The sequence below is a fragment of the Microbacterium meiriae genome (genome assembly GCF_040702565.1).
Taxonomy (GTDB): Bacteria; Actinomycetota; Actinomycetes; order Actinomycetales; family Microbacteriaceae; genus Microbacterium; species Microbacterium meiriae.
Map to the genome: position 1 here is coordinate 118,735 of NZ_JBFBLJ010000001.1, position 15,936 is coordinate 134,670.

The 15,936-nt window shown below is 71.2% G+C and carries 17 protein-coding genes; 12 read left to right on the forward strand and 5 right to left on the reverse strand.

Going from position 1 to position 15,936, the window contains the following annotated elements; all coding sequences use genetic code 11:
- The first annotated feature begins 4 nt into the window (after nt 1–4).
- Genes flgK through AB0310_RS00670 form a run of 9 tightly spaced genes read left to right on the forward strand, consistent with a single transcriptional unit; the run spans nt 5 to nt 7,649 of the window.
- Nucleotides 5–1,414: a flagellar hook-associated protein FlgK gene (flgK, locus tag AB0310_RS00630; RefSeq protein ID WP_268777197.1), complete on the forward strand. Its 1,410-nt coding sequence runs from the start codon at nt 5–7 to the stop codon at nt 1,412–1,414.
- A gap of 13 nt (nt 1,415–1,427) precedes the next feature.
- Nucleotides 1,428–2,309, forward strand: a complete 882-nt coding sequence (gene flgL / locus AB0310_RS00635) for a flagellar hook-associated protein FlgL (RefSeq protein WP_268777196.1) — start codon at nt 1,428–1,430, stop codon at nt 2,307–2,309.
- On the forward strand, nt 2,306–2,677 hold the full coding sequence (locus AB0310_RS00640; protein ID WP_187663415.1) for a flagellar assembly protein FliW: 372 nt from the start codon (nt 2,306–2,308) through the stop codon (nt 2,675–2,677). The genes flgL and AB0310_RS00640 overlap by 4 nt, the downstream gene beginning before the upstream one ends.
- Before the next feature lie 58 nt (nt 2,678–2,735).
- Nucleotides 2,736–3,353 (forward strand): tRNA (adenosine(37)-N6)-threonylcarbamoyltransferase complex dimerization subunit type 1 TsaB, encoded by a 618-nt coding sequence (tsaB, locus tag AB0310_RS00645; RefSeq protein WP_187663416.1) that lies wholly within the window; start codon nt 2,736–2,738, stop codon nt 3,351–3,353.
- Complete coding sequence (rimI, locus tag AB0310_RS00650; RefSeq protein ID WP_268777195.1) at nt 3,350–3,838, forward strand: ribosomal protein S18-alanine N-acetyltransferase; 489 nt, start codon at nt 3,350–3,352, stop codon at nt 3,836–3,838. Before tsaB ends, rimI begins: the two co-directional genes overlap by 4 nt.
- Nucleotides 3,835–4,923, forward strand: coding sequence for a tRNA (adenosine(37)-N6)-threonylcarbamoyltransferase complex transferase subunit TsaD (tsaD, locus tag AB0310_RS00655; protein ID WP_187663418.1), 1,089 nt, complete (start codon nt 3,835–3,837; stop codon nt 4,921–4,923). Before rimI ends, tsaD begins: the two co-directional genes overlap by 4 nt.
- Complete coding sequence (locus tag AB0310_RS00660; protein ID WP_259955208.1) at nt 4,920–5,402, forward strand: hypothetical protein; 483 nt, start codon at nt 4,920–4,922, stop codon at nt 5,400–5,402. Before tsaD ends, AB0310_RS00660 begins: the two co-directional genes overlap by 4 nt.
- Nucleotides 5,403–5,413: 11 nt before the next feature.
- Nucleotides 5,414–6,478, forward strand: a complete 1,065-nt coding sequence (locus AB0310_RS00665) for a hypothetical protein (protein ID WP_366236364.1) — start codon at nt 5,414–5,416, stop codon at nt 6,476–6,478.
- A complete protein-coding gene (locus AB0310_RS00670; protein ID WP_366236365.1) occupies nt 6,462–7,649 on the forward strand; it encodes a hypothetical protein in 1,188 nt (395 codons plus the stop codon). The genes AB0310_RS00665 and AB0310_RS00670 overlap by 17 nt, the downstream gene beginning before the upstream one ends.
- 6 nt (nt 7,650–7,655) lie before the next feature.
- Here AB0310_RS00670 and AB0310_RS00675 read toward each other — a convergent pair whose 3' ends face one another.
- On the reverse strand, nt 7,656–8,861 hold the full coding sequence (locus AB0310_RS00675; protein WP_366236366.1) for a THUMP-like domain-containing protein: 1,206 nt from the start codon (nt 8,859–8,861) through the stop codon (nt 7,656–7,658).
- Nucleotides 8,862–9,011: 150 nt separating this feature from the next.
- Between AB0310_RS00675 and groES the strand changes: the two genes are divergently transcribed.
- The 3 genes from groES (at nt 9,012) to AB0310_RS00690 (ending at nt 11,773) form a co-directional block, all read left to right on the forward strand.
- Nucleotides 9,012–9,308, forward strand: a complete 297-nt coding sequence (gene groES, locus AB0310_RS00680) for a co-chaperone GroES (protein ID WP_017203655.1) — start codon at nt 9,012–9,014, stop codon at nt 9,306–9,308.
- Nucleotides 9,309–9,439: 131 nt separating this feature from the next.
- Complete coding sequence (rarD, locus tag AB0310_RS00685) at nt 9,440–10,372, forward strand: EamA family transporter RarD (RefSeq protein WP_259954236.1); 933 nt, start codon at nt 9,440–9,442, stop codon at nt 10,370–10,372.
- Between the two features lie 144 nt (nt 10,373–10,516).
- Nucleotides 10,517–11,773, forward strand: coding sequence for an ABC transporter substrate-binding protein (locus AB0310_RS00690; protein WP_187663424.1), 1,257 nt, complete (start codon nt 10,517–10,519; stop codon nt 11,771–11,773).
- Between the two features lie 64 nt (nt 11,774–11,837).
- Here AB0310_RS00690 and AB0310_RS00695 read toward each other — a convergent pair whose 3' ends face one another.
- From AB0310_RS00695 to AB0310_RS00710, 4 genes are read right to left on the reverse strand one after another with little or no spacing between them, the layout of a single operon-like run.
- Complete coding sequence (locus tag AB0310_RS00695; RefSeq protein WP_187663425.1) at nt 11,838–12,605, reverse strand: ABC transporter ATP-binding protein; 768 nt, start codon at nt 12,603–12,605, stop codon at nt 11,838–11,840.
- Nucleotides 12,602–13,600, reverse strand: coding sequence for an ABC transporter ATP-binding protein (locus AB0310_RS00700; protein ID WP_187663426.1), 999 nt, complete (start codon nt 13,598–13,600; stop codon nt 12,602–12,604). Before AB0310_RS00700 ends, AB0310_RS00695 begins: the two co-directional genes overlap by 4 nt.
- Nucleotides 13,590–14,567, reverse strand: a complete 978-nt coding sequence (locus AB0310_RS00705) for a branched-chain amino acid ABC transporter permease (RefSeq protein ID WP_025103732.1) — start codon at nt 14,565–14,567, stop codon at nt 13,590–13,592. Before AB0310_RS00705 ends, AB0310_RS00700 begins: the two co-directional genes overlap by 11 nt.
- 3 nt (nt 14,568–14,570) lie before the next feature.
- Nucleotides 14,571–15,857, reverse strand: coding sequence for an ABC transporter permease subunit (locus AB0310_RS00710; protein ID WP_522727330.1), 1,287 nt, complete (start codon nt 15,855–15,857; stop codon nt 14,571–14,573).
- Nucleotides 15,858–15,936: the final 79 nt, after the last annotated feature.

Sequence of the window (15,936 nt, forward strand, 5' to 3'; positions counted from 1 at the left end):
ATTCATGTCGACCTTCAGTGGACTGACCACCGCCGCCAGCGGCCTCGCCGCCGCACGGCGGGGCATGGACGTGGTCGGGCAGAACATCGCCAACCAGAAGACCGAGGGGTACACGCGGCAGCGCGTCGAGACCTCCTCGATCGCCGCCGTCGCGCAGACGGGCCGCTTCAGCATGGGCGCGCTCCCCGGACACGGCGTCTCGATCGACGGGGTGTCCCGCCTCGGTGACGCGCTGCTCGACGCCCGGGTCCGCGACACCCTCGGCGCTTCCGGCTACTGGGCCACCCGCGCGCTGGCAGCGACGACTGCCGAGTCGGCCCTCGCGGAGCCGACCGACAAGGGCCTCGCCAACCGGCTGACCAGCTTCTGGGCGGGCTGGCAGGACCTGGCCAACACCCCGGATTCGGGTGCGGCGGCCGCGAGCATCCTGGAGTCGGCGAAGGAGCTCGCCGCCCATATCTCCGGCGGCTACCGCACGGTCGCCGCGCAGTGGACGGCCGCCCGCGGGACCGCCGAGCGCACCGTCAGCCAGGTCAACGCCGCCGCCGACCAGATCGCGGTGCTGAACAGCGAGATCCGGGAGGCGCTGGCCTCGGGGCGATCGGCCAACGAGCTCACCGACCGCCGCAACCTGCTCGCGGAGGACGTGGCCCGGCTCGCCGGCGCGACGGCCACCGTGGAGACGGACGGCACGCTCACGGTCCGCCTCGGCGGCAACGCCCTGGTCTCCGGCGGCGACGCCCGTCACATCGCGCTGACCGGCTCGGCGACGATCGACGGCGCTCCGCGCGTCGGGGTCGCCTGGGAGTCGGTGCCGGATCTTCCCCTCGTCGTCGACGGGGGAGAGCTGGGCGGCTCCCTCGCGGTGCTCGCCCCGGCCGCCGACGGCGGGATGCTGGCGCAGCTCGCCGCGACATACGACCGCGTCGCCACGGCGCTCGCGGAGTCGCTCAACGCCCAGCACCGCGCCGGCGTCACGGCGTCCGGACAGCCGGGCGGCGACTTCTTCACCCTCCCGGCCACCGGCTCCGCCGCGCTCGGGATGCAGGTGGCCGTCAGCACGGCGGCCGACCTCGCCCTCGCCGCCCCCGGGGCCGGAGCCAAGGACGCGACCAACGCCGACCTCATCTCCCAGATCGGGCGGCGCGCGACCTCTCCGGACGCACTGTGGACCGATCAGGTGACCCGCTTCGGCGTCGCCACCGCGGCCGACGTGCAACGCGCGAAGGTGTCGGATGCGGCGGCTGTCGGCGCCGTCGGTGCGCAGCAGTCCGTCGCGGCCGTGGACGGCGACGAGGAGACGATCAGCCTCCTCACGTACCAGACCGCCTACCAGGCGGCGGCCCGCGTGCTCACCGCCGTCGACGAGGCCCTCGACGTGCTCATCAACCGCACGGGCGTCGTCGGACGCTGATCGGAGAAGCTCCATGATCTCTCGCGTGACCCAGACCACGATGACGCAGACGGCGATGCGCCAGCTGCAGTCCAACCTCTCCGAACTTGCCCGTCTGCAGGAGCAGGCCACGTCGCAGAAGGCGTTCGCCGCCCCCTCGGACGACCCGGCAGCGGCGGCGGCCGCCCTCGCCCTGCACGCCGAGCAGCGGCGCACCGAGCAGTATGCGCGCAACATCGACGACGGCCTGGCCTGGGTGACTGCCGCCGATACGGCGATCACCTCCAGCACGTCCCTGCTCTCGCGGGTGCGGGACCTCACCGCGCAAGGGGCCAACGACGGGGCGCTGGACGCGACGGCGAAGGAGGCCCTCGCGGTGGAACTGGAGGGCATCCGCGACGAGCTGCTCGCGCAGGCGAACACCCGGCTGCTCGGCCGGTCCGTCTTCGCCGGCACGTCGGACACCGCGGCCTTCGGGTCCGACTACTCCTACAGCGGTGTCGCCGGCTCCGAGGTCACCCGCCGCGTGTCCGATGCGGCGGCCGTCCGCGTCGACACGGACGGTGCGGCGGTGTTCGGCACCGGAGACGACTCGGTGTTCGCCCTCGTCGACCGCATCGTCGCCGATCTCCGCTCCGGCACCAACGTGGGGCCCCGACTCGGGGAGATCGACGACCGCCGCACGGCGATGCTGGGCGTGCAGGGCGCGGTCGGCACCAGACAGGCTCAGATCGAACGCGCCAAGGAGGCGGCAGTGCAGAATTCCGTGTCCCTCGAGTCCCGCCGCGCCGCGGTCGAGGATGTCGACTCGGTCGAGGTGCTCATCCGCCTGCAGGCGCAGGAGCTCGTCTACCGCTCGGCGCTCGCCGTCAACGCGCGCGTGCTGCAGCCGACGCTGATGGACTTCCTGCGATGACCGCCGTGCTCACCTTCACGGCCCCACCGCCCGGGCTGGCTCCGCACGTGGACTTCGCCCTCGCACCCGTCGACGGTGCGGACGGGCTCTTCGCGATGCGGGCGGTCGAGGACGACGCCCTGCGGCTCTACCTCGTCGACCCGAACACGGTCCTGGCGGAGTACGCGCCGATCCTCACGGACGCCCAGGTGGCCGACCTCGCTCTCGCCTCGGCGGACGACGCCTTCGTGCTCGTGGTGGCCCACCCCGGCGCCGACGGCGTCAGCGTCAACCTGCTGGCGCCGGTCGTCGTGAACCGGGCGACGGGAGCGGCGACCCAGGTCATCCTCGAAGGCCAGGACTACCCGGTGCGGGCGCCGCTGGGCTGACCCGCGCGGGTGCCGGGGCGCCGGGCGTGACGGGCGGGGTGACGACTACCCTGGAGACGTGATCCTCGCCGTCGACACGTCCCTTGGCACCGCCGTCGCCCTCATCGACCCGGACGGGACGTCTCGTGCCGAGGCCGGTACCGCCGATCCGCTGGGCCACGCCGAGGTGATCGGCGACCTCGTCCACGACGTACTCCGGGAGGGGGGAGCCGACGGCATCACTCACGTCGTCGCCGGCATGGGCCCCGGTCCGTTCACCGGACTGCGCATCGGCATCGCGACCGCGCGGGCGTTCGCCCTCGGCCGCGGCATCCCGGTGGTGCCGGTCCCGAGTCACACGGCGGCCGCGCTGACGATCCAGTCCACGGTGACCGGGCCGTTCGCCGTCGTCACCGACGCCCGCCGCCGCGAGGTCGCCGTCACCGTGTTCGACGGACAGGACGAGGACGGAATCCCGCGCACGATCGCCGACACGGTGCTCGTGCGGGCCGCCGACGCCGACGATCATCTCGCCGGTCTCCGCCGGGTCGACGTGACGACGCTGTCCGCAGCCGACCTCGCCAGGGTGGGGGCGCGCGCACTCGCCGCCGGCCGGGTCCTCGCCGGCGACGAACCCCTCTACCTGCGGCACCCGGATGTGTCCCTGCCCGGCGCCCCGAAGAAGGTGGGCGCATGACGCTGCGGGATGCGCGGCCGGACGATCTCGACGCGATCATGGCCATCGAGCAGCGCGCGTTCCCGACCGATGCGTGGAGCCGGGAGACCATGGCGAGCGAGCTGGCGAGCCCGCACGGTCGCTACCTCGTCGACGAGCGGGGCGGGGCGATCGTCGGATACGGCGGCGTCCGGGCGCTGCAGGGCGGTGCGGACGCCGACATCCAGACCATCGCTCTCCTCGCCGAGGTCCGAGGTCAGGGCCGCGGGCGCGCGCTGCTGCGTGCGCTGCTGAAGGCGGCCGCCGACCGCGGGGCGCTCGAGGTGTTCCTCGAGGTGCGCGCCGACAACCCTCCGGCCGAAGGACTGTATCGCGCGGAGGGCTTCGAGGAGATCGGCAGGCGCCCCCGCTACTATCAGCCGGATGACGTGGACGCGATCGTGATGCGTCTGGATCTGCGCCGCCACCCGGCGCCCGCCGACACGCCGGAGGAGGCGACCGCATGAGTGAGCCCCTGGTGCTCGGCATCGAGACGAGCTGCGACGAGACCGGCATCGGCATCGTGCGCGGTCGTACGCTGCTGTCCAACACGATCGCCTCCAGCATGGACGAGCACGCCCGGTACGGCGGCGTCGTGCCGGAGGTCGCCGCCCGCGCGCATCTCGAGGCCCTCCAGCCGACCATCGACGCCGCGCTCGCCGAGGCCGGCGTCCGTCTCGCCGACCTCGATGCGGTGGCCGTGACCAGCGGTCCGGGCCTCGCGGGAGCGCTCATGGTCGGTGTGGGGGCGGCGAAGGGACTCGCGGTCGCCTTGGACAAACCGCTGTATGCGGTCAATCACCTCGTCGGTCACATCGCGGCCGACATCCTGACGCCGGACTCGGCGCCGTTGGAGTATCCGACGATCGCGCTGCTGGTCTCCGGCGGCCACACCTCCCTGCTCCACGTGCGCGATCTCACGACCGACGTGGAGCTGCTCGGCGAGACCGTGGACGACGCCGCGGGCGAGGCTTTCGACAAGGTCGCCCGACTGCTGTCCCTGCCCTACCCCGGCGGCCCCGAGATCGACAGGGCCGCGGTGGGCGGAAACCCGGACGCGATCCGCTTCCCGCGCGGGCTGTCCCGCGCCTCCGACCTCGCGAAGCATCGCTACGACTTCTCGTTCTCCGGGCTGAAGACCGCGGTCGCCCGCTGGATCGAGCGCTTCGAGGCCGAGAACGCCGAGGCGGGTGCCGACGCCCGGGACCTCCCGATCGCCGACGTCGCTGCCAGTTTCCGGGAGGCCGTCGTCGACGTCCTGGTCACCAAGGCGCTCAACGCGTGCGCCGACCTCGGAGTGCCGCGGCTGCTCCTGGGCGGCGGTGTGATCGCGAACCGTCGGCTCCGCGACGTCGCCCTCGCCAGGGCCGCCGAGGCCGGCGTCACCGTGCGCATCCCTCCGCTGTCGCTCTGCACGGACAACGGCGCCATGATCGCGGCGCTGGCCGCTGAGCTCATCGCGTCCGGGCGCCCCGCATCGACCCTCGGCTTCGGCGCCGACTCGACCCTGCCGGTCACCGAGATCCAGGTCGCGGAGGCGGTGCCGGCGTGACCGGGCTCGCGCAGGAGCCGGAGTCGGACGGGGCCACGCCCCGTGCGCGGGTCGAGCGCGCCAGCGGGCAGGTCGAACGCCCGGCCGGGACGGCGCGCCTTCCCGGAGCCCCGCGCGAGGGCTACACGAAGCTGCCGACCGGTCCGGTCGGCATCGAGCCCGTCGTCGTGACCGGGCCCGACCTCGACCACGGAGAGGACGAGGGCTGGGAGCCGGCGGTCGAGCCCGCCGTCGTCGACGACACCCGCCTGGCCCCGTGGGCGCTGCTGGCGGCGATCGTCGCCCTCGGCGCGTCGTTCTTCGTCGGGTGGGGCATCCCGGTCGCGATCGTCGCGGTGATCGCCGCCATCATGTCCCTCCGGCGCCCTGTGGAGAACCGGGCGATCGCGCGCTGGGCCCTCGTGCTCGGCCTGTGCGCGACCGTGTACAGCCTGGGATGGCTGGTCTGGGCGGGGATGCAGTTCGAGAGACTCGGCTAGGCGGGCTGGCCATGACGGACGACGACGACGTCGAGGAGCGCAGGGCCCTGCAGCGCAAGGCTTTCGGCCCGGGCGGAGGCCTCACGGACGCGGAGGCCGCGCGCCTGCGACAGCTCGACGCCGCCCGGCGACGCCCGTCGCCGGGACCTCCGCCGTCCCTCGGCTCCTTCGCCGCTGCAGAGGACGACGACGAGCCGTCGGCCGGAGACGACGCGCCCGTGGAGCCGGACGAGGAGTCCGCGGACGTCGTCACCGCTCAGAGCGACGTTCCGGCTCAGAGGCGGCGGCGCCGTTCCCTCGGCATGCTCGCGCTCGGCGCGGTCGTCGTGCTCCTCCTCGGGGTCGGCGTGGGATGGCTGGCGTTCGGCCGGAGCGGCGGCACAGCGGTCTCCCTCAGCGCCGAGCAGCAGGGATGGCAGTCCGATCTCGTCGCGTCCGGACGATTCGACCCGGGCTCGGTGCGCGCGCTCGCGACGGAGGACGACGCGGTCATCTGGGTGGCGACGCAGAACGGGGGTGCGAGCATCTGCCTGGTCCTGGGCGCAGGGGAGAGCACGACGCCGAGCTGCAACCAGCGGGAAGCGGTGCAGGAGGACGGCCTCTGGGGCGAGGTGACGACCCAGCGCGACGACGAGTACACGCGCCAGGTCATGGCCCATCTGCTCCTCACGCCCGACGGTGAACCGGCGGTGAGCGTCGACGTCTCGGAGTACGGCTCCGGCGAGGGCGGCCCCACCTACGCGAACGAGGCGGAGACACGGACCGCCGAGCGCCTGGCCGATGACGGCTTCGACCCGAACTCGATCTGGGTCGCCGGGTACGACCGCGACGTCCCGATCTGGACGGCCTCCGAAGGGGAGACGGGTCGGCAGTGCCTCATCTACGACGGGGCGACGGCCGACGCGCCGCGGGCCTGTGAGACGACGGAGACGCTGCAGGAGCACGACGGTCGGCTGCGGTTGCAGGTGACCGACGCGGAGACCGGCGGAATGACGACCTACGAGCTGCCGACCTCCGGTTTCGGGTCGTTCGTGATCATCCGAGAGGGGAGCGACGTCGGTGCGGGAGGAGACTGACCGCCAGGGCTCCGCTGCGGCGGAGGAGCGCCGAGCACTGGAGCGCGCGGCCTATGGTCGGGACGGCGGACTCGACGCCGCCGGTGCCCGGCGCCTGCGCGAGCTCCAGGAGGAGCATCGACGGCAGGAGCTTCCGGCGGAGGAACGGCCGACGACAGCCTCCGAGGCGCTCCCGGTGGCGGACGACGAGGGTCGGGAGTCCGATCCGCCGCCGGCTTCCGACGCATCGCCGCTCGCCGCGGCCGGAGCACCACCCGCACCCGTCGAGACGGGCGCGCCGATGCGGGCGCGCGGAGTCGTGCCGGTGCTCGTGGCGGCAGCGACCCTCCTGGCGATCGGCGTCGGGGCGGGGTGGGCGCTGTTCGCCCCGCGGTCGGAGGCGTTCCCCTTGACCGAGACGCAGGAGCAGCGACGGATCGAACTCGCCGGGGAGGACTACGACCCCGGCTCCGTGCGCCCGGTGGCGGAGGCGGAGGGCGCGCTCGCCTGGTTCGCCACGCAGGATGACGGGGCCACCCGGTGCCTGATCCTCGACGTGGGCGAGGACTCCCAATCCACCTGTCTGGCAGCGGAGGAGGAGCTGGGGCCGGGCCTGTACGCCGCCCTCCCCGTGGCGGCCTCCGATGCCGGTGACGACGAGGACTCGTTCTCCACCGACAGCGTGACGGCGGTGATGCTGTTCTCCACCGCGGACGAGCCGATGGTGAGCATCCAGCGGTGGGGCGGAAGCTCCACGCTCTTCGCCCAGTTCGGGGAGGAGCAGCGCCCGAGGGTGAAGGAACTCATCCGCGACGGTTATGACCTCAACCTCACCCTCCTCGGCTCTTTCCGCGAGCAGCCGGTGTGGCTGGGCGACCGCCGTACGACGACCGGCCCCGCCCAGCGCTGCCTGATCGTCGACGCCGACGGTTCGCGGCAGTGCGCCACCCTCGACGAGGCGCTCCAGTCCGGGCTGCGCGTGCAGCTCCTCGACGTGGATCAGGAGACGGGAGAGCTGCTGTCGGCGTCCGTGGTCGAGGTGGCCTTCACCCGCTGGCAGATGCCCTACCTCACGGTGACCTCGGGCCCGGCCGTGGTCGACGAGGCGACGGGCGAGTCGTATCTCGTGATCACCGGGCCGCCGGGGGATCCGATCCGCGTCGACATACCTGGCCGCGACCCGGGCGACTGATCGCTCTCAGTCCGCGACGGGCACCCGGTCGGCGAGGATCGCGCGTCGCTGATCGCCGAAGCGGGCGAGGATCAGGGTCGCCTCGGCGTCGCCGCGCAGGGTCAGCTTGCGCCGGAAGGCCGCGGGGTCGACGTCGACCCCGCGCTTCTTGATCTCGATGCGGCCGATGCCGTGCGTCTTCAGGGCCGCGTTGATCGTCTTCGGCGTGATCGGCAGCGTCTCCCGGACGCGGAAGGACTGCACGAACGGGCTCGTCAGCGCGGCATCGGAGGTGAGGTAGGCGATGCGCGGGTCGAGCATCCCCGCATCAAGGCTGCGGGCGACGTCGCCGATGAGGCGCGCCCGGATGACGGCGCCGTCCGGCTCGTGGAGGAAGGCCCCGAGCGGTCGGACCGGAGCGTCCTCGGCATCGGCCGGGCCGGTGAGCTCGTGCGAGCGCTCGCCGCGGATCACCAGGGCCGAGCGCCGGACCCCTTCCCTGGCCAGCTCCCTGGACCAGACGACGAGCTCCACGACGCTGCCGTCGGCGCTGACCCACTGCGTCTCCGCGTCCGCGGGCAGGGCGTCGCGGTCGTGGGCGGGGCCGAGCTTGATCCCCGTGGGGCGCTGCGCGGCGACGGCGAACGCCCAGTCGAGGGACGGCGAGTAGTCGTCGGCGGAGACGCGCCGGGTCTCGCTGTGTCCGGAGGTGCGGCGGGCGGGATCCATCCAGATCGCCTGGCCGGGGACCGGCTCTCCGAGCGCGTCCTCCGCCGTGGCGTGCCGGACGGTGGCGTCGTCGCCGAACGGGGCGAGGTTGTAGGCGGCGAGGGCCGCGGTCACCTCGTCGGCGTCCACCGCGTGCACTGCCAGTCCCGCGCCGGCGAACGCGAGGGCGTCGCCGCCGATCCCGCAGCCGAGGTCCGCGACGCTCGTGAGGCCGGCTCGGCGGATCCGCTGGGCGTGGCGGGCGGCCACGCCGAGGCGGGTGGCCTGCTCGAGGCCCGCGCGGGTGAACAGCATGCGGGCGGCGAAGGGGCCGAACTTCGCCGCGGCCCTGGCGCGCAGGTGCGCCTGCCCGACGACGGCGGAGACGAGGTCGGGGGAGTGTCCCGCAGCACGCAGCCGGGAGACGGCTGCGGCCGCCTCGGCGGTGGAGGTGACCGGCCCGAGCGCGTCGAGCAGCTCGAGGCCGGCGGGGGTCAGCAGGGCGCGCAGCTCGGACATCTCCACCCTCCCAGCCTAGGACCCGCGTGACGTGTGACTCGGGTTGGCACTCGCATTGCATGAGTGCCAGCCGACCGCCTACACTGGCATTAGCACTCTCGGGTTGAGAGTGCGAACGAGTCTTTCGTGTCAGCGTCAAGAAAGAAGAGGTAGACCGTGTCGGTTTCCATCAAGCCGCTCGAGGACCGCATCGTCATCAAGCAGGTCGAGGCCGAGCAGACCACCGCGAGTGGCCTGGTCATCCCCGACACCGCCAAGGAGAAGCCCCAGGAGGGCGAGGTCGTGGCGGTCGGCCCCGGCCGCATCGACGACAACGGCAACCGCGTTCCGCTCGACGTCGCCGTCGGCGACCGCGTGCTCTACAGCAAGTACGGCGGCACCGAGGTGAAGTTCGGCGCGGACGAGTTCCTCGTCCTGTCGGCTCGCGACGTCCTGGCGGTCGTCGTCCGCTGATCGCACACTCGGTTCCCTCTGCACGGCGGACGGGAACCCGGTCCGAAGAGGGCCCGGATGCTTCGGCATCCGGGCCCTCTTCCGCGTCCGGAGCGGCGCGGCCCTCGTCCTCGCGGGCATAGGGTTGTGCGGTGACCCCCGAGACGACCCGCGCCACCCGGACGGCGGGCGTCGCCTACGCCGGGAGCGCATACCTCCTGTGGGGCGTGCTGCCGCTCTACTTCCTCCTGCTGCAGCCCACCGGGCCGTGGGAGGTGGTCGCCTGGCGGGTGCTGCTCTCCTTCGTCTTCTGTCTTCTGCTGCTCACCGTCACGAGGGGATGGCCCGCCTTCCTCGCGATCGTCCGGAGTCCGCGACTGCTCGGGTGGACGGCCCTCGCCGGCCTGCTCATCTACGTCAACTGGCAGGTCTTCGTCCTCGGCACGTTGAGCGAGAACGTGGTGGAGACGGCGCTCGGCTACTTCATCAACCCGATCACCACCGTGCTGCTCGGCGTCTTCGTCCTCAAGGAGCGCCTCCGCCGTCTGCAGTGGGCGGCGGTCGGGATCGCGGCCGTCGCGGTCGTCGTCATCATCGTGGCGTACGGCCACGTCCCCTGGATCGCCCTGACCCTCACCGCTTCCTTCGGTCTGTACGGGCTCATCAAGAAGAAGATCGGCCCTGCCGTCGACGCGGTCAGCGGGTTGACGCTCGAGTCGTTCTGGCTGATCCCCATCGCGGTGGTGCAACTCGTGGTCGTGGCGACGACGCCCGTCGGCCTGACGATGGGGACCGCGGGCTGGCCGCACGCCGTGCTGCTCGCCTTCGCGGGGGTGGCCACGGCTGTCCCCCTGCTGCTGTTCGCGGCCGGCACGCGTCGCGTCGACCTCACGATCATCGGGATGCTGCAGTTCCTCACCCCGGTCCTGCAGTTCGTGATCGGGGTCGTCGTGCTGCACGAGCCGATGCCGCCGGAGCGCTGGATCGGGTTCCTCCTGGTGTGGGTCGCGATCGCGGTCTTCGTCGTCGATCTGCTCCTCGCCGCGCGTCGCGGCCGTCGTGCCACCCGCGCCGCGGCGCTCTGATCGGTCCTGCCCGCGCCCCGAAACGGCGGCCCTGGATCGTTAACGCACCGAGATACTTGCCCCTCCTGCGCGCGGGGCGCACGCCCTAGTGTTAGAGCACCCGACTGTGGTCATCATCCACGTTCGTTTACGCAAGGGAGCATCATGAACGCACTGAAGGGCTCGCGCAGCGCGAGGATCTTCGCCGGGATCGCGCTGGTCAGCGCCTCCGCCCTCATCATCGCGGGCTGCAGCAGCACGCCCGATGCGGAGCCGTCGGACGGGGGCGGCGACAAGCCCGCCGCCGACCTGACGCTCAAGCTCGGTTCGCTGCTGCCCGCCACCGGTACGCTCGCGTTCCTGGGCGCGCCGATGGAGGCCGGCGTCCAGCTCGCCGTCAACCAGATCAACGAGGCCGACGCCGGCATCACGATCGACCTCAGCACGGGCGACGAGGGCGACCTCGACAACAAGGCCTACGAGACCTCCATCACCAACCTGCGCAACGGCGACATCACCGCCATGATCGGCGCGGCGTCCTCCAGCGTCACCAAGCTCATCCTCGACGGCAACGCGGGTGCGGACATCCTCACGGTGTCCCCGTCCAACACCTCGCCGGACTTCACGGGCATCAACCCGCTGTACTTCCGCACCGCACCGAGCGACAACCTCCAGGGCGAGGTCCTCGGCAACGAGATCGCCGAGGACGGCCACAAGACGCTGGGCATCATCTACCAGAACGACCCGTACGGCACGGGCCTGTTCGAGGCGATCAAGGCCACGTTCGAGAGCACCGGCGGCGAGGTCGTCGCCGATGCGTCGTACAACCAGGGTGACGGTCAGTTCAACGCGCAGGTCTCGGAGATCGCCGCGGCGAACCCGGACGCCGTCGCTGTCGTCTCCTACGACCAGTTCGCCACCATCGCGCCGCTGCTGGGCAACGCCGGGGTCGACACGGGCTCGCTGTACCTCGTCGACGGCAACCTCAAGGACTGGGGCGCCGACATCCCGGTGAGCCTCGAGGGCTCGAAGGGCACCCGCGCCGGCGCCGAGCTGCCGCAGGACTTCCTCGACCAGCTGAACGAGGTCTGGACGGCCGAGGGCAACGACCCGATCGACGCCGTGACCTACTCGGCCGAGGCGTACGACGCCGTGGTCCTCATCGCTCTGGCGGCGCTGAAGGCCGGCTCGGTCGAGGGCCCGGACATCGCGGCGGAGATGATCACCGTCTCCGGCGGCGACGGCGACGGCGAGAAGTGCGACAACTTCGCCGACTGCGCCGCGATCATCAACGACGGCGGCACGCCGGACTACGACGGCCTCTCCGGCGAGATCACGTTCGACGAGAACAACGACCCGAAGGGTGCCGCGATCGGCGTCTACGAGTTCGACGCCGAGAACGTCACCTCGCGCATCAAGTAAACACCGCACGAGGAAGGCCCCGGGTGCTTCGGCATCCGGGGCCTTCATCGTGCGGCGCGAGGTCTCAGGCGGCGTCGGTCCCGAGGGTGCCGAGGTAGAGGCCGATGACCTTCGGATCGTTCAGCAGCTCCCGACCGGTGCCCTCGTAGGCGTCCTTCCCCTGGTCGAGCACGTAGCCGCGGTCGCAGATCTGCAGGCACCGACGGGCGTTCTGCTCGACCATGATCGTCGTCACGCCCGCCTTGTTGATGTCGGAGACGCGGATGAAGGCGTCGTCCTGCCGCACGGGGGAGAGGCCGGCGGACGGCTCGTCCAGCAGCAGCACGGACGGGTCCATCATGAGCGCGCGGGACATGGCGACCATCTGGCGCTCGCCGCCGGAGAGCGAGCCCGCACGCTGCTTCAGGCGCTTGCCGATCTCCGCGAAGATGCTGCTGACGAACTCGAGCCGCTCCGCGAAGATCTTCGGGTTCTGGTAGAGCCCCATCTCCAGGTTCTCCTGGATGGTGAGCGACGGGAACACGTTGTTCGTCTGCGGCACGAAGGCGACACCGCGGCGTACGAGCTTGTCGGCCTTGAGGCCGACGATGCTCTCGCCCTTGACGGTGATATCGCCCTCGCGGACGTTCACCATGCCGAAGATCGCCTTGAGGAGCGTCGACTTCCCGGCGCCGTTCGGGCCGATGATGCCGATGAGCTCGCCCTGGCGGGCGACGAGGTTCGCGCCGTTGAGGATGTTCACTCCCGGCAGGTAGCCGGCGTGCACGTCCTTCAGCTCGACGATGACGTCGCCGGTCTCGGGGGTGCCCTCGGCGGGGATCGCGGTGCTCATGCCTTGTCCTCCTCGGCGGCGTCCTCGGCCTCGACCTCGGCCTCGACCTCCGTCTCGATCTGCTCGCGGATGCGCTCCGCGTCGGCGTCCGAGATCACCGGGAGGCGGCCGGTGACGGCGCCGAGGTCCACGTCCTGATGGGCGCCCAGGTAGGCGTCCACGACCGCGGGGTCCTCCATGACGGTCTCCGGAGGCCCCTCGGCCACCACGCGCCCCTCGGCCATCACGACGACCCAGTCGGCGATGTGACGCACCATGTGCATGTCGTGCTCCACGAAGAGCACCGTCATCCCGAGGTCCTTGAGGTCGAGGATGTGGTCGAGGAGCGACTGCGTGAGGGCGGGGTTCACCCCGGCCATCGGCTCGTCGAGCATCACCAGGTTCGGGTCGCTCATGAGCGCCCGTGCCATCTCCAGGAGCTTGCGCTGACCGCCGGAGAGGGAGGCGGCGAAGTCCTGCTCCTTGGCGTCGAGCTTGAAGCGCACGAGGAGCTCGTGGGCCCGCTGCTCGATCTCCTGCTCCTGCGCGCGCCAGAGGAAGGGGAAGAGCCCGGCCCAGAAGCCCTCGCCGCGCTGGTCCTTCGCGCCGAGCTTCATGTTCTCCAGCACGGTCAGCAGCGACAGCGACTTGGTGAGCTGGAAGGTGCGCACCTGGCCCATCCGGGCGACCTTGAAGGACGGGATGCCGGAGAGGCTCTTGCCGTCGTACGACCAGGTACCGCTGTTGGGTTTGTCGAACCCGCAGAGGAGGTTGAACAGTGTGGTCTTCCCGGCGCCGTTGGGGCCGATGAGTGCCGTGATGGCGCCACGCGGGATCTCGAGGTGATCGACGTCGACGGCGGTCAGTCCGCCGAAGCGCCGCTGCACCGCGTCCACGACGAGGATCGGGTCGACCTTCTTGACTCCGGGGGCGGCGGGACCCGCGGCGAGGCCGGTGGTCTTGGCGCGGGGAGCGCTCTTCGCGGGCGTGACGGCCGCGTCGTTCTCACTTGACAAAGGTCATCTCCCTCTTGTTCCCCAGGATGCCCTGCGGGCGGAACACGACGATGAGCATCAGCACGATGCCGATGAGGATGTAGCGCACCACGTCGGCCTGTGCGCTCGTCATGGGCAGGTAGCCGGCCGTGGCCATCGCCGGGAGGAGCGCGCCGAGGAAGGCGAACACCACCCAGAAGAGCACGGCGCCGAGCGTCGGGCCGAAGACCGTCGCCGCACCGCCGAGGAGCAGGATCGTCCACAGGAAGAACGTCAGCGACGTCGAGTAGCTGCCGGGGATGACCGCCGAGGGCAGGACGAAGACGATGCCGCCAAGCGCACCGATCACACCACCCACCACGAGCGCCTGCATCTTGTACGCGAAGACGTTCTTACCGAGCGACCGCACGGCGTCCTCGTCCTCGCGGATGCCCTTGAGCACGCGGCCCCACGGGCTGCGCATGAGCGCCCAGACCACGAGGATCGTCAGAGCGAGGGTGAGCAGACCGAACACACGCACCCAGAGGTCGTTCGCGTTGTACGTCCACGGGCCGAAGCCGTACGTCCCCGGAGGGAACGGGTTGGCGTCGCGGAAGCTCTGGTGGTAGCCGGAGAGCCCGCCGGCGGAGTTCGTCCAGTCCTTGAACAGCTCCGTGACGAACATAAGGCGCACGACCTCCGCGGCCGCGATGGTCGCGATGGCGAGGTAGTCGGCGCGCAGACGCAGCGTCGGGATGCCCAGCAGCAGGGCGAAGAGCGCTCCGCCGGTGATGCCGACGAGCACGCCCAGCCACCACGGGAAGCCGAAGGTGAGGATCGAGATCGCGTAGCCGTAGCCGCCGATCGCCATGAACGCCGCCATGCCGAAGTTGAGCAGACCCGTGTAGCCGAAGTGCACAGCGAGGCCGGTGGCCGCGAGCGCGTAGGCGATCGTCGTCGGGCTGAACAGGTAGGAGGCGGTGTTGCCGAAGATGCTTCCGAAGTCCATGCGTCAGCCCAACCTTTCCTTGCGTCCGAGGATGCCCTGCGGTCGCACGAGCAGGATGATGATCAGCGCGACGAGGGCGCTGGCGTACTTGAGGTCGGTCGGCACCCCGAGGAGCGTGGACACCTCGACCGCGAGGCCGACGATGATCGAGCCGATCAGGGCGCCGATCGCCGAGCCGAGCCCGCCGAGCGTGATGGCGCAGAACATCAGCAGCAGCATCTGCATACCCATGTCCCACTTCACGCCGGGGCGGAAGTACGCCCAGAGGATCCCGGAGATCGCGGCCAGGGTGCCGGCGAGGATCCAGACGATGCGGATGACCTTGTCCACGTCGATGCCGGAGGCGGCGGCGAGCTGCGGGTTGTCCGAGATCGCCCTCGTCGCCTTGCCGGTGCGGGTGCGGGTGAGGAAGAACGCGACGCCGAGGATCACGATGATGCTGGTCGCCATGCCGATCAGGTCGATGTACGACAGGGAGATCGGCCCGAGACGGATGGGCTCCGGGCTGGAACCGGGCAGCTGATAGGTGTTGCCGCCGATGATGTACTGCAGACCGTAGCGGAGGGCCAGCGAGAGGCCGATGCTGACGATCATGAGCTGGACGACGCCCAGACCCCGGCGCCGCAGCGGCTTCCAGATGCCGGCGTCCAGAGCCCAGCCGAGCGCCGCACCGCCGATGACCGCGGCGATGATGCCGGCCCACAGCGGGAGTTGCCAGAACGAGGTGACGACGAGCGTGACCACCGCGCCCCAGCTCACCATCTCGCCGTGCGCGAAGTTCGACAGCCGGGTCGTGCCGTAGATCAGCGCGGCGCCCATCGAGGCGAGCCCCAGCAGCAGACCGAAGTTCAGACCGCCCACCATGCGCGACAGGAGCTGGTCGAGGAAGGAGACGGTCACCCGCTCGCCCTCGCCCAGGAAGAAGTTCACGATCTTCGTGCCGGTGAGCCCGAACTCCAGCTCGAACGAGGCGGTCGTGCCCGAGACGGGCTGGATCCCCTCGGGGAGCTGCGTCGCGTCGACGATCACGCCGTCCGGAAGCGTGGACTCGTCGACCGTCAGGGTGTACGTCTCCTTATCCGGCACGTACAGCCGCCACTTGCCCTCGGCGTCGGTCTCGGTCTCGGCGTCGAAGCCGTTCCCCTCGATCGTCATCACGACGCCCTCGACGGGCTCGTCGCCGTCGGTGACGACGCCGGCGAAGTAGAAGTCGGTGACCTCCTGGCCGTCGTCCGTCGTCTCCGCGGATGCGGCTGAGGGAGGGAGGAGGAGCGATGCCGCGAGCGCCATCAGGATTCCGAAGAAGGCGAAGGCCCAAGGGCGCTTTCGCGGTCCGGCGAGTGCTGTGGGTCCCACGCAACCTCCACTG

Excerpts from the sequence above, each read along its gene's own strand:
- flgK (WP_268777197.1), top strand. The coding sequence starts at position 5 with ATGTCGACCTTCAGTGGACTGACCACCGCCGCCAGCGGCCTCGCCGCC.
- flgL (WP_268777196.1), top strand. The coding sequence starts at position 1,428 with ATGATCTCTCGCGTGACCCAGACCACGATGACGCAGACGGCGATGCGC.
- AB0310_RS00640 (WP_187663415.1), top strand. The coding sequence starts at position 2,306 with ATGACCGCCGTGCTCACCTTCACGGCCCCACCGCCCGGGCTGGCTCCG.
- rimI (WP_268777195.1), top strand. The coding sequence starts at position 3,350 with ATGACGCTGCGGGATGCGCGGCCGGACGATCTCGACGCGATCATGGCC.
- tsaD (WP_187663418.1), top strand. The coding sequence starts at position 3,835 with ATGAGTGAGCCCCTGGTGCTCGGCATCGAGACGAGCTGCGACGAGACC.
- AB0310_RS00665 (WP_366236364.1), top strand. The coding sequence starts at position 5,414 with ATGACGGACGACGACGACGTCGAGGAGCGCAGGGCCCTGCAGCGCAAG.
- AB0310_RS00690 (WP_187663424.1), top strand. The coding sequence starts at position 10,517 with ATGAACGCACTGAAGGGCTCGCGCAGCGCGAGGATCTTCGCCGGGATC.
- AB0310_RS00695 (WP_187663425.1), bottom strand. The coding sequence starts at position 12,605 with ATGAGCACCGCGATCCCCGCCGAGGGCACCCCCGAGACCGGCGACGTC.
- AB0310_RS00705 (WP_025103732.1), bottom strand. The coding sequence starts at position 14,567 with ATGGACTTCGGAAGCATCTTCGGCAACACCGCCTCCTACCTGTTCAGC.
- AB0310_RS00710 (WP_522727330.1), bottom strand. The coding sequence starts at position 15,857 with ATGGCGCTCGCGGCATCGCTCCTCCTCCCTCCCTCAGCCGCATCCGCG.